General features: G+C 61.6%; 10 protein-coding genes and 1 pseudogene. 6 read left to right on the top strand and 5 right to left on the bottom strand.

Annotation, left to right across the window (positions count from 1 at the left end; all coding sequences use genetic code 11):
• Positions 1 to 52: 52 nt before the first annotated feature.
• The 3 genes from ACYU8T_RS08450 to ACYU8T_RS08440 form a co-directional block, all read right to left on the bottom strand.
• Positions 53 to 1,054, bottom strand: coding sequence for an inorganic phosphate transporter (locus tag ACYU8T_RS08450; protein ID WP_247230531.1), 1,002 nt, complete (start codon positions 1,052 to 1,054; stop codon positions 53 to 55).
• A gap of 128 nt (positions 1,055 to 1,182) precedes the next feature.
• Positions 1,183 to 2,298: a DUF47 family protein gene (locus ACYU8T_RS08445; protein ID WP_461159098.1), complete on the bottom strand. Its 1,116-nt coding sequence runs from the start codon at positions 2,296 to 2,298 to the stop codon at positions 1,183 to 1,185.
• Between the two features lie 97 nt (positions 2,299 to 2,395).
• Positions 2,396 to 4,573, bottom strand: coding sequence for a TonB-dependent receptor domain-containing protein (locus ACYU8T_RS08440; RefSeq protein WP_461159097.1), 2,178 nt, complete (start codon positions 4,571 to 4,573; stop codon positions 2,396 to 2,398).
• Between the two features lie 130 nt (positions 4,574 to 4,703).
• Between ACYU8T_RS08440 and ACYU8T_RS08435 the strand changes: the two genes are divergently transcribed.
• Both ACYU8T_RS08435 and ACYU8T_RS08430 read left to right on the top strand, forming a co-directional pair.
• A complete protein-coding gene (locus ACYU8T_RS08435) occupies positions 4,704 to 5,156 on the top strand; it encodes a hypothetical protein (RefSeq protein WP_461159096.1) in 453 nt (150 codons plus the stop codon).
• Positions 5,157 to 5,229: 73 nt separating this feature from the next.
• A pseudogene (locus tag ACYU8T_RS08430) lies at positions 5,230 to 5,449 on the top strand (hypothetical protein); the annotation flags it as partial.
• Between the two features lie 70 nt (positions 5,450 to 5,519).
• Here the strand turns inward: ACYU8T_RS08430 and ACYU8T_RS08425 are convergent.
• Positions 5,520 to 6,464 carry a LysR family transcriptional regulator gene (locus ACYU8T_RS08425; protein ID WP_201514759.1) on the bottom strand — a complete coding sequence of 315 codons (945 nt, stop codon included), beginning with the start codon at positions 6,462 to 6,464 and terminating at the stop codon, positions 5,520 to 5,522.
• Between the two features lie 148 nt (positions 6,465 to 6,612).
• On the opposite strand from ACYU8T_RS08425, the gene ACYU8T_RS08420 reads away from it, so the two are divergent.
• A complete protein-coding gene (locus ACYU8T_RS08420) occupies positions 6,613 to 7,947 on the top strand; it encodes a lipopolysaccharide biosynthesis protein (protein WP_247230536.1) in 1,335 nt (444 codons plus the stop codon).
• A 132-nt stretch (positions 7,948 to 8,079) separates the two neighbouring features.
• On the opposite strand, the gene ACYU8T_RS08415 is transcribed toward ACYU8T_RS08420, so the two are convergent.
• Positions 8,080 to 9,198, bottom strand: coding sequence for a glycosyltransferase (locus tag ACYU8T_RS08415; RefSeq protein ID WP_461159095.1), 1,119 nt, complete (start codon positions 9,196 to 9,198; stop codon positions 8,080 to 8,082).
• 417 nt (positions 9,199 to 9,615) lie between these two features.
• Between ACYU8T_RS08415 and ACYU8T_RS08410 the strand changes: the two genes are divergently transcribed.
• The 3 genes from ACYU8T_RS08410 (at position 9,616) to ACYU8T_RS08400 (ending at position 12,581) form a co-directional block, all read left to right on the top strand.
• Positions 9,616 to 10,569 carry a glycosyltransferase family 2 protein gene (locus tag ACYU8T_RS08410; protein WP_461159094.1) on the top strand — a complete coding sequence of 318 codons (954 nt, stop codon included), beginning with the start codon at positions 9,616 to 9,618 and terminating at the stop codon, positions 10,567 to 10,569.
• A 10-nt stretch (positions 10,570 to 10,579) separates the two neighbouring features.
• On the top strand, positions 10,580 to 10,960 hold the full coding sequence (locus ACYU8T_RS08405) for a GtrA family protein (RefSeq protein ID WP_461159093.1): 381 nt from the start codon (positions 10,580 to 10,582) through the stop codon (positions 10,958 to 10,960).
• Positions 10,961 to 11,078: 118 nt separating this feature from the next.
• On the top strand, positions 11,079 to 12,581 hold the full coding sequence (locus ACYU8T_RS08400) for a hypothetical protein (protein ID WP_461159092.1): 1,503 nt from the start codon (positions 11,079 to 11,081) through the stop codon (positions 12,579 to 12,581).
• The last annotated feature ends 41 nt before the right edge of the window (positions 12,582 to 12,622 follow it).

Here is a 12,622-nt window from a genome sequence, read left to right as displayed (position 1 = left end):
ATTTTCAAAACGCCATATAGAGACAAGGCCGCCGCTTGTGAAGGGGCGAACGTCAGAACAGCCTGGTCAATTCGTAAAAACCCGCACCAATCAGCGCCGCCGCCGGGAGAGTCACCACCCAGGCAATGACGATGCTTGAGGCGACGTTCCAGCGGACTGCGGACAGGCGGCGCGAAGCGCCGACGCCGACGATCGCACCAGTGATGGTGTGGGTCGTCGACACCGGGACGCCAAGATGCGTCGCCATGAAAAGCGTGATCGCGCCGCCGGTTTCCGCGCAGAAGCCCTGGGCTGGAGTGAGGCGCGTGATCTTCGATCCCATGGTGTGGACGATTTTCCATCCGCCCAGCAGCGTGCCGATGCCCATCGCGGCCTGACAGGAAATCACGACCCAGAAAGGAACGTGGAAGCCGCCTTCAAGCATGCCCTGCGAATAAAGAAGGACAGCGATGATCCCCATCGTCTTTTGCGCGTCGTTGCCGCCATGGCCGAGCGAGTAGAGCGAGGCGGAGACGAGTTGCAGCTTGCGGAAGACGCGGTCCGCGCCCTGCGGAGTGAAGCGGCGGAAGATCCAACTGATGATCAGGACCAGTAGCAGCGCGAGCAGCAGGCCGATGGCGGGAGACATCACAATAGCGGCGCTGGTCTTGAACACGCCGCTCCAGACCACTGCGCTCAAACCCGCCTTGGCCGTGCCCGCACCCAGCAGGCCGCCGATCAGAGCGTGGCTGCTGGAGGAGGGGATGCCCAGCCCCCAGGTGATGAGGTTCCACGCGATCGCGCCCATCAGAGCCCCGAAGATCACCTGCGGATCGATGATGCTCGCATCGACGATGCCCTTGCCAACCGTCTCCGCGACATGAAGGCCGAAGAAAAGGAAGGCGATGAAATTGAAAAAGGCCGCCCAGGCCACGGCATATTGAGGCTTCAACACGCGCGTCGATACGATCGTGGCGATCGAGTTCGCCGCGTCATGCAGGCCGTTCAGGAAGTCGAATGCAAGCGCCACCCCGATAAGGGCGACAAGCAGCGGAAAGGCGAGATGGGCTTCCATGGCGGGTTATGCTTTGTCCTGCATGGATGGAGGCGTCCTACTTCGGTTCGCTTCGAGCGTGATCGAGAAACGGCATATGCGTGCTGCCTCTTTTCCGGGCTCTGCTCAAGCGGAGGAAGCGAGAGGCGTCAGGCGTGATCGATCACAAGGCCGGAGATTTCATTGGCGACATCCTCAAACCGATCAGTCACCTTTTCCAGATGGGCGTAGATTTCATTGCCGACGACAAAGTCCATGGGATTGCCCTGGCGCGCTTGATTGTAGAGCGCCTTCAGACCTGCCTCATGCAATATGTCGGCATGGCCTTCCAGCTTCACCAGCCGCTCCGTTAGGTCGTGGAGCCGCACTGAGTTGAGGCTGAGCGAGCGCAGGAGTGGCATGGCTTCGGCGGTGATGCGGGCGCATTCGACGATGAGCGCGCTCATATCCTGCATCTGCGGAGCGAAATCCTTGACCTCGAACAGGGCGATCGCCTTGGCGGTCTGGTTCATCTGGTCGATGGCGTCGTCCATCACGCCGATCAGGCCAGTTATGGCGCTGCGGTCGAACGGGGTGACGAAGATGCGGCGGACGTCCTGCAACACCTCGCGGATGATGTCGTCCGCTTCATGTTCCCGCGCCGAAATCTCCTGAATATGCGCGTCCATGTCCGGCCCGCCCTTCAGCAGTTTGGCGAGCGCGTCAGCCCCCGCAACCAGGGTTGCCGCATGATCTTCGAACTGTTCGAAGAAGCGCCCCTGCTTGGGCATCAGCGCGTGAAACCACCGCAGCATTCCAGTCCTTTCGCTTTGCCATTCCTTGACCCGCAGCAGCATTCGGACGAACAAGCCGGGATCACGCGGCGGTTCGCGAAAGGCCGCGATAATGGTTTGAAGATCGGGTTCGTCGACTGCCTTCGCGGCCTCGGCGACCGGAAACCAGCGCAGTTCCCTCTGCCCCTGTTCGGGCCATTGCGACAACTGGCCCGTCACCGCAAGCGGAAAAACCTCCACCGTGGCTTCGCGCGAGCCACCTTTGCGGCGGCGTTTGTCATAGCGGTAGCGGCCTAGGGGGGCGGGGCAGGCGATGCCGTGGATGCCCGCCTCTTCATAGGCTTCGAGCTCAGCGGCCCGGTGCGAGGCCATGCCCTTGATACGATTGCCCTTGGGGATCACCCACCGGCGGGTTTCGCGCGACGTGATCAGCAGAATGCGCATGGAGCCGTCATCGGCGGTGGCGTAGGGAAGGGCGGCGATCTGACGCATCAGTCACCCCCTCCCAACGCCCGCCGCGCTTCTGGCCGCTCCCGGTTCATGCGCGCCTTGTAACGAAATCGTCACATTGCGCAATCAACCAGGTTGGTCAGATGGACAGGCGCGCCGTCACGCGGATGTCGCGCCCGGCGAGCGGCGCGAAGTCCTTGAGCACGCTGGCATGGCGCCGCGCTTCCACATCGAAGATATTGTTGGCGCTGACGGTGATGCTGGTGCGGTCGTTGCCGCTGAACGGCTTGAATGACAGTGATGCGTTGACCAGCGTGAAACCGCCTGTACGCGTTTCCGAAGAGGCGATGCGATCCTGCGCGAAACTATGCTCCACCTCGCCGCGCAGCGTCAGCCGGTCGTCCTGCAACTGCAGCCCGCCCAGAAGGCGGAGCGGCGGGATGCGCGGCGCAGGCCCCGACCCGGTGATGGTCGCACGGACATAATCGGCTACGCCATCGAGGTTGAGGGCATAGCGGCCCAGCTGCGCCAGCTTCACCGACCCCTCCACTTCGATGCCCCAATAGCGCGCGTCAGCCTGGGCATATTGGAAGCAGGGGAATCCGAGCTCTGCGCCTCCATTGGCCGCCTGGCACACGCTGTCGTCGACGATCGCGTCATAGATATAACCGTCGAACCAGTTGTGATAGGCCGACAGGGAGAGGGTGTAACCGTTGCCCTGACCGCGCAGCGATCCTTCCACGCCCCAGCTCTTTTCCAGGCCGAAGTCGGGATTGCCAAGCTCGAATGCCTGCGTGCCCGCGTGATTGCCCCGCGCGAACAGTTCTTCGGCGGATGGGGCGCGTTCGGTGCGGGCGAGGTTCAGGCCCAGCCGCCAGCCGGGCACCACCTGCTGGCTTGCGCCGATGGATGCGGACGCCGCGTCGAAGCTGCGGCGCTGCCCTGCGATGAACAAGTCGGCGTCAGGGTCCGAGCGCAGGCGCGTCTTTTCGTAGCGTGCCCCAGCCTCGAGCCGGGTATCACCCAGATCGATCGACTGGAGCGTGAAGAAGCCCAGCTGCTCTGTTTGGTTCCGGGGCAGGAACTTTTCCTCGCCATCTGCTGAAAAGCGGCGGGTGAAATATTGCACGCCGGTCGCACCATCCCAGGCGCCACGGCGGGACTGGATGAATTCCAGCCGGCTTTCCATCGATTGGTTGCGGAAGGTCGTGCCGATTTCGCCTGTCGGCTCGATTTCATCATGCCGATAGGTTGCCCAGCCCGCGCGCAGGCGGATGCTGTCGAGGAAGGGGCCGTTCACCGCGACTTCGCCGCGCAGGTCGGCGCGCGTCTGCCGCATGGCGAGCGTCACATCCTCGTGGGAATGACCATGATCATGATCATGATCATCCTCATCGCCATGATCATGATCATGGTCATTGTCATGGTCGTGCGCCTCCGTCACGTCGATACGCGATGGGACGCCATAGCGATTTTCGCTGTGGGAGACGGAGAAGCCCAGATTGCCCCGGTCCCCGACATAGGCGATGCCGCCTGCCACTTCCCAGGTTTCCGCCGCCGTATTCGGCAGCTTGCCGCGCAGCCGCCCATCTTCCCGGATGTCCTCCTCGTCAGACGCGGCGGCGATCGCGCGCAGCGGAGCGGAGAGGATATAGCCGCCGGTCCGCAAGTCGCTCGTCTTGGTGTAGCTGCCATCGGCATGCGCAACCAGGCCTCCGCCGATGGGCACTTCGATCTCGCCAGCGACAGTCCGCTCGTCGGCTGCGCTGCCATAGGTGGCGATGCCGTCCACATGCACCGGTTCGTCGGGGACGCGGCGGGGAATGCGGCTGTCGATCACATTGACCACGCCGCCAATCGCGGACGAGCCGTAGAGCAGCGCCGAAGGGCCGCGCAGGATTTCGATTCGGTCGGCGGTCAGCGGATTGATCGCGACGGCGTGATCGACCGAGGTGTTCGACACGTCGAAACTGCCGATGCCGTCGGTCAGGATGCGCACGCGTTCGCCCTGAAAGCCGCGAAGGACGGGGCGGGAGGCGTTGGGGCCGAAGGATGTCGCGGACACGCCGGGCTGGCGCGCCAACGTCTCGCCGATGGTCGGACGCAGGTCGCGGGTCAGTTCCGCGCCGGAGAGGATCGACGTTCCCGACAATATGTCGCCCTGACGCCGGGGGATGATGGCGGTGACGACGATATCAGCCTGCTGGTCGTGATAGGCGGACTGCTGGGGGGATGTGGTTTGGGAGATGGCGGGGAAAGCAAGGCAGATCGGGGCGATGGCGCAGCTGGCTCGGAGGAGCGGCAGGGGGGAATTCATGAAGGAAAGCCTCGATTAAAACAGTTTGCGGGTCGCGCCTAGCTTAAATGTTATAACGTATCAATGGGGAAGTTTACCGGAGAAAACAGCTCGTCTTGATGCAGAGGCAGTTGACGGCGCGGCTTGCGCCTTGTTCGACCCTGGGCATCGGGCATCGGGCATCGGGCATCGGGCATCGGGCATCGGGCATCGGGCATCGGGCATCGGGCATCGGGCATCGGGCATCGGGCATCGGGCATCGGGCATCGGGCATCGGGCATCGGGCATCGGGCATCGGGCATCGGGCATCGGGCATCGGGCATCGGGCATCGGGCATCGGGCATCGGGCATCGGGCATCGGGCATCGGGCATCGGGCATCGGGCATCGGGCATCGGGCATCGGGCATCGGGCATCGGGCATCGGGCATCGGGCATCGGGCATCGGGCATCGGGCATCGGGCATCGGGCATCGGGCATCGGGCATCGGGCATCGGGCATCGGGCATCGGGCATCGCGACATCCGGGCGTCGAGCGCAAGGCGATGGGCGTCGGCGTCCGCGAGGGTAAGCGGGGGTGTTACCGATCACCCCTGCCGGTGAGTTGACGGCTTCATGGAAGGAGATGGCGCGGGTCTGATGGGAAAAGCGCGTAATGTCTGCCGTCCAGCATCGCGGGAGCAGCGCGACGCCGAGCTCAAGGAGCAGGCGAAGCGTGGCAGCAGCTGCGCGAGGGGCCGCCAAACCGTCTGCCCTGGACCGGGCGGTTCAGTTCGCCACGCGTTCCGCCGCATCGTCGGTAGGACGGCAAGTCGCCCATGAAATCGGCCGCGCGGTGTTCGGAGGATCGAGCCGCCGTTCTTCCAGCGGAGGTGCGCGTTCTACTTCTCCTGGCGGCTGATGGAGCGCGGCGAGGCCTCAGGGCGCTGGCCGGGGGGCTTGGAAAGCGCGCGCGCTTGAGGCCCGCTTCGCTACAGGAAGAGAAATTCTGCGAGGGCGTGAGCAGGGGAATCCGGGTCGGCGCGGGGGTGCAGGGCTTGCCGGACCTCTATAGAGGGGAGGGGGCGTTCGAGGGGCAGGCGGCGGATGCCTTGCATGCGGCCGAGGTCGCGCGCGAGGGGGCCGAAGGCGGCGAAACAGCCCGCGCCTTCCCGCAATATCGTCATGATGTCGAACATATTGTCGGTTTCGAGCACCGGAGCGCCCATGCGGATGCCATCGCGGGCAAGGGCTTCGTCGATGATGCGGCGGAGGCCGTTCTGCGGCTCCATTGCCAGAGTCGGGCTGATCATGAGATCGTCGGGCGTGACGATGTCGCGGCGGGCGAGGGGATGATCCGCTCCGGCATAGAGGTTGATCTGTTCTGACCAGCCATAGCGAGAGGGTAGCCCCGGCTGCTCGCCCAACGCATAGAAATAGGCGATGTCGACGCGACCCTGCTCCAGCGCCGCGCGTGCCTCTTCGCCCAAGTGAATGGAGAGGTCGAGGGTTATCGCGATATCCTCGTTCGCTTCCTCGAACGCGGCGAGCGCTTCCTGGAAATGACCGAAAACGGGCGCGGGCGCGGCGAGGACGATGGACTGCCGGTCTGCTTGACGGGAGGGCTGTAGAGGCGCTGCTTCCGCCGGGGCAGGCGCAGGAGGTGGAGGCGGAGCGACGTCTCCGGACGCCCAATTTTCCTCCTGATCCTGCGACAGGAGGGTCATCGCCTCGGCAGTCTTGCGCCCGGCGGGGGTCAGCCGCTGACGGTCGAGGGGCCCTTCGAAAAGGCGGTAGCCCAGGCGCATTTCCAGCGAGGCGATGTCGCGGGCGATGTCCTCCACCGGAACGCCAAGGTCGCGGGCGCAGCGCGCCATGCTGCCCGCCGCCACCATCTGCGCGAAGATATCGAGTTGGCGCAGGGAAGGCGTGGCCATGCGGGGGTGATAGAGCAATTGGGGGGCTGGGGTAAGCGGGATATTTTTGGCACGGGCCGACTTGCTAGACATCTATTTGGGTTGCATCCTGAGCTTTCGCCTCGACAATTCCCCTTGGCATCGGCGGTGAGTTCGGCAATCAGGCGCCATGATAAGTCGGTTCAGACGGGCGATAGCAGGCGGCGTGGGAGAGAAGCGTGGCTTTGCGAACATAGTCCGCAACACGGGCTGGCTGCTCGGCGGCAAGGGGCTGGGCGCGGTGCTGAGCCTTGTCTACCTCGCCATTGCGACGAGAACGATGGGGCCGGCGGGCTTCGGCGTGTTCAGCCTGGTCATCGCGATCGCCCAGTTCATCGCGCGCATCGTCACCTTCGACAGCTGGCAGGCGGTGGTGAAGTTCGGGCAGGCGCCATTGCGGGATGAGCAGAAATCCTCGCTCGCCCGGCTCGTCGGCGCGACATTGACGATCGATGTGCTGAGCGCGGTGGCGGGGATTGCGCTCGCTGCGGCCATTGCGCTGCTGCTGGGTCCGGTGCTGGGATGGAACCGGCAGGTCGCCTGGATGGGGCTGGGCTATGCATCCGTCGTGCTGCTGGCCACGCGGTCTACGGCGGTCGGCATATTGCGCCTGCTGGATCGCTTTGCAGCGGCGGCTTTGGCGGAAAGCATGATGCCGATCACGCGCATGGCAGGCGCGCTGATCGCCTGGTGGTTCAATCCGACGCCGCTCGGATTCCTGATGGCCTGGGCCTGTTCGGAAGTGGTGGTGTCCACGACCTACTGGATCCTCGCCTTTCGCTATGGCCGCAGTCACATCGGCGCCGTGAAGCCGGTCGGGATAGGTGAGGCGCGGCGGCACTTTCCCGGCATCCTCAACTTTTCGGTCGCGAGCAACATCAACCTCAGCCTGCTGGCGCTGATCAACAATGTGCCGATTTTCCTGGTGGGCATGTTCGCGGGCACCACGGGGGCTGGATATTACCGGCTGGCGGCGCAGCTGGGCAATGCGATGACGACTTTCTCGCAGCTCATGTCGCGCGCGATCTTTGCCGAGTCCACGCGCCATCATATGCGCGGCGGGCAGGAAGGCGACATGAGCGCGCTGCGCAAGCTGTCGCGGCAGATCAGCGCGGCTGCGGCCTTGAGCGCCATATTCATCATCCTGATGCTCTGGCTCGTCGGGGAGTGGGTGCTGGTCAAGATGTCCGGCGCGGCGTACCTGCCGGCCTATCCGTTGCTGTTGTTGCTGGCGGGCGCGGCGGCGATCGAGATGGCGGGAGTCAGTTTCGATCCCATTTTGATGACGATCGACCGGCAGCGGCTGACGGTGATGGTGCGGCTGGTGGAATGCGCGATTTTGGGCGCGCTGCTGGTGGTGTTGTTGCCCCGGCTGGGTGCGCAGGGGGCGGCACTGGGGGTGCTGGTGGCTTCCATGGGTGGTTTTGTGATGCGGGCGGCGGCGGTGCGGCGGCATTTGAGGTAGGGGTAGTTCGTTCAGACCCTCCCGCTCTTGCTCAAAAGAAGTGAAACCCCCGTCGGCTGCCTGCTTGCAGCAGGCGCTCAGGACAGGCTTCGACAAGCTCAGGGTGAACGGTGACAGGTAGGTGACGACGCGCTAGCGCAGCATCTCCGCGAACAAGGCCTGATATTGGGAAAGCGCGGCCTCCACGCCGTAACTGCGCACCGCTTCCCGCGCGCGATTGGGGTCGGCGGTGCGGGAGAGGGTCCAGTCTATCGCCCGAGCGAAAGCGGCCGCATCGCCCACCGGCACCATCGGATGCTGCCCGGCATCGGCGATGATGTCGCGCAGATTGGGGGTGCAGTCGGTGATGACGAGCTGGCACCCGCATGCGAGCGCTTCGATCGCGGTGGCGGTGAGGCCTTCCCAGCGGGAGGACTGCAACAGCAGTTCGGCGTTTGCATAAAGCTCGGCCAAGGCCTGAGGGTCGGAGACGAAGCCGAGAAAGTCGATGCGGTCGGCTATGTCGAGGTCGGCGGCCTGCTGCTTGAGGTCGTCGAGCAACGGTCCTTGCCCGGCGATGCGCAGGCGCCAGTCATGGCCCTTCACCTGGGCGAGGGCCGCGAACATCGTGCGATGGTCCTTTTGCGGGACGAGGCGGCCGACCGCGAGAAGTTCCCGCACTGTGCTAGGTGAGGTCGGGCGGCGTTCGCGCCCCACTTGCTCCAGCAGCGGGGTTACGGTGGGACGCGGCAGGAAGGCGACCTTTGCATGGACCGAGGGGCAGCCATGGCCGAGCAGATCGGCATCGCTGCTGCCCATGACGATGGTGCGGCCGCTGAGCCAGGCGGTCAGTTGGAATCGCTTGCGCCGGAGCCACGCAAGGATGCCGCGCTTGCCGGGGCGGACGATGGGGTTGGAGATGCGGCCGACCGCCTGGGCTTGCGTGCCCGCGACGGCGAGGGCGACGAGGAGATTGCTCTGATTGCCTGCCGAATAGAGGATATGCGGCCGATGGCGGCGGATCATGTGGCGGAGCGCGGGCAGTTGGGTGAGCATCGAGAGGCCGCGCGGAAGCTTGGCCGCAGGGACCTGGCGCACGGTAACATCGGGCGCAATCAGCGAGGAGAGGGGGCCATCGGTCCGGGCCATCCACAGTTCCGCGCCTGTTCCCTGTGCCGCCAGATGGTTGGCGAGCAGGATCGCGACCCGGTCCAGCCCGCCGTCGCTCGGCTCATAGAGATAGATTGCGATGCGATGGGTGTGATCGAGCATGGCCTCCGCGTGCAAGGGGCCGTGCAAGGAATGAGGTTGGCCGCTGCCCATGGTCCCGCCCGGCGATTGACAAATGAAGCGAAATGCCGCTTGCGCGTTATCGGACCCGCGCCCGCGGTTCAATCGGCAAAAGAGCAGGGCTCATGAAGGTAGAGGGATTGCCGATCAAGTTCGGGAGCGACTAGCCGGTAAGGGTTAGGCGCTGGTTGCTGGCCTGCGTAGAAACCATCCGGAACACGCTCTTACGTCTGTGAAGATAGTCAGACAAAATCGCATCCGCGATAGAGGAAAGCAATTACCGGGTTTTTTGCTTCTCCCATATCGTGTTCTGATGGAAGGCTCCGGTAGGTAAGATCCCAATACTGATTTAAATCGATGCGACTTGTCAAACTTGGTCTGATGTGAATATCAGGCGCGATGACGAACGTTTCTCCTGCCCAAGCTAGCGGCGCTATACCCTCTAGGCCGCATAACCTTGGCGTAAAAGCTGATGCGCGCGATTCGATAGCGTTCACTCTCATAATTCCCTGCTTCAACGAGGTTGACGCTATCGAAGGGACTGTACGGACACTGGATGCGTTGTTGAGTGAGCAGTTTGGTGTCGATCGCTTTGAGATTATAGTCGTAGATGATGGCTCGACCGATGGTAGCGGAGACATAATTGAAGCGACGGCTCTGGAACTGCCGCGTCTGCGCACGATCCGTCACTCGATCAACCGAGGCTATGGAGCGTCGCTTAAATCAGGTGTTCGCGCGGCGCATGGGCAGCGGATTGCGATTACGGACGCCGACGGCACTTATCCACATAATCGAATGATCGATTTGCTGTTAACGCCCGGCACTATGGTTGTAGGCGCGCGTATTGGGGACGGAGTAGATTATTCAAAGATTAGAGCTATTCCCAAGATTTTCCTGAGGCGCTACGCGCAGTGGGTAACCCGGCAGGAAATTCCCGACATAAATTCCGGGATGCGTGTGTTCGATCGGGATCTTGCATTAAGGCACATTCACATCCTGCCCAGCGGTTTCAGTTTCACGACAACGATAACCATGGCAGCCCTGATGGAAGATCGGGATGTAGTGTTCAAGCCGATCAGTTATTCCAAGCGGATCGGCTCGTCGAAGATCGCTCCTATTCGTGATACGCTGAGATTCATTTCCCTGATAGTGCGGACAGGGATGTACTTCGCGCCGCTCCGGATTCTTTCTCCGCTTATTTTCCTTAGCTGGCTGCTGTTAACCGGATCTGCAATTTACGATATTACGCGCTGGAATTTGACGGATCTTACCGTTTCGCTCCTTGTCGTTGCGCTAAATTTGTCTGTTCTCGCGTTGGTGGCGGACATGACTCGGCGTCGAACCGAGCGATAGAGAATCGACTGTGACTCATCTCTTCGGTTTCGGGCGGTTTTTAGGCGCGGGAGCGGTATCATTCGCGCTGATATTATTGGTCATGAGCCTGTTGATTAGATTGGGTTCCAATCCATCCGTCGCATACGCCGTCGCGCTCATCATATCCTTGATCTTTAATTTCCTTTGTAATCGGTTTTTTGTCTTCGCGGAGAAGGGGCGCAGTTTGCCTAAGCAGGCTGGCGTCTATCTGATCACCTCTCTGGCATTCCGTGGCGGAGAATGGCTAGTTTTTACGGTATTGGTCAGCCAGGCAGGGCTAGCCCCGGCTATTCTTGCTTTTCTAGTTCAAGGTGTGTCGACTTGTGTCAAATATCTCGTCTATAAGTATCAAGTCTTCCACCCTGTATGATCGCCTGCATGAAAGACCTAGCCTGGTTGCTGTCTTAGGCTTGTTCTGTTCGTTAGGCTTGTGGATAGCGGGCCTATTCCTGCAAGCAGCCACTGCGGCCATTCCCACCCAAGACGACATGGGTCAGCATATCGTCTGGTTTCGCCGTTATCTGGCGATCAGCCCAATAGGCGAAAGCGCGATCGGCGATTTCTTTTTGACCAGCAATGGGCTGCTGTTTCGTGCTCTATACACGGGAATAGCCTTAGTCGGGATTGATCCCGTTGCCGCTGCATGGGCGATCGGGCTCGGCAGTGCTGTCTTGGCGGCGCTCTGTGCCTGGAGGTTTGCTCGAGCAGCAGGTGCGGAAACGCTGACTTCGGCTTTTGTGCCAGCGGCGCTGATTCTTTTTCTAAGCTTTCGCGATGATGCCGCAACCGGTTCTGCCCGCGCGATCGGTTGGGCGGTATTAGCCGCTGCGTTATGGATGTTGGCGGGGCGGCATCGCTGGTGGATGATGATCGTCCTGTGCGTGGGCGCGTTGATCTACCCCCCGATTGTCGCTTTAGCTCTTTGCATCGTGATGATTGACCAGCTTATATCGTTCTATCGGACCCGTGACTGGGCGGATTTGCTACTATGGGGAATAGCGGCCGTAGTACCAGCATTGCTGGTACTGGCCACTTTGCTTCCGGCTGATCCCTGGGGCCCTACGGTGACGCTAGCGGAAGCGAAGCAACTCTCTGATTTTCAGCCTGGCGGACGAGCACAATTCTTTTTCGAAGGATCGGCACGTTTCTGGCTTACAGGTAGCCGGAGCGGATTAATCCCCAGCAATGTCTATCATGCTTGGCCATTGGTGGCAGCGGGTATTGCCGGACTGTTTCTTGCCAAAAGTCGAGGAAAATTGCTCTACTGGAATTCGGTAATTGCAGGTTCAGGTCTTTTGTTATGGATCGCGGCGCACTTCACCTTGTTTACTCTCTACCTGCCATCGCGATTTCCTTCTTATGCTATCGGAATCGTAGTTGCCCTTTCCGCTTCGTCGTTGGCGGATCAGCTTTGCGCCCAAAGGCGCTATTGGTTGGTGGGCCTATTCACTCTCGCGCCTTTGTGTCTATATGGGTTCAAAGGATCTTGGCCTTATGCGGGTTTAAGAGGATTGGATTCACCTGAGCTTGCTCCAGCGCTGCTGGACAATTCGCAGCATGGCGTCGTCGCGGGACTATCGCCCGATCTTGACCGGCTGCCGATAGCCGTTTCGCGAACTGTCTATTGGTCATGGGAAACGGCTCTACCCTATAAGTCTGGCTATAGATCAATGATGCGTCGCCGACTCAATTTGACGATTGACGCGCTGCTTGCCACGCAGCCGTCAAATGTCCTGCGGTGGGCGGCTGCAAACGACATTGCCTTTATAATTCTGCCAAAGGGCTTATTCGACCGGAATTCTTCCCAACGCTGGGAGACTATGATCGACACACATAAACGCGCAGAATTAGAGAGGCCAGGTCTGCCTCAGCGGAGTTGGTTGTGGGGTCAGCGGCTTGAGCACTGTGCGATAGAGGGAACTGCCGATTGGCTGATATCTGTGGCCTGCCTTCGCTCGCAAACCAGCGTACGCTGGAATCACGCCTTATAATTTTCGTTTCGCCTGATGTCTGCAGAGGCTGCTCGCAATCA

The sequence above is a fragment of the Sphingobium sp. TomMM35A genome (genome assembly GCF_054771735.1).
The sequence above is the reverse complement of the archived record's forward strand: the minus strand, read 5'-3'. Positions and strand labels throughout refer to the sequence as shown.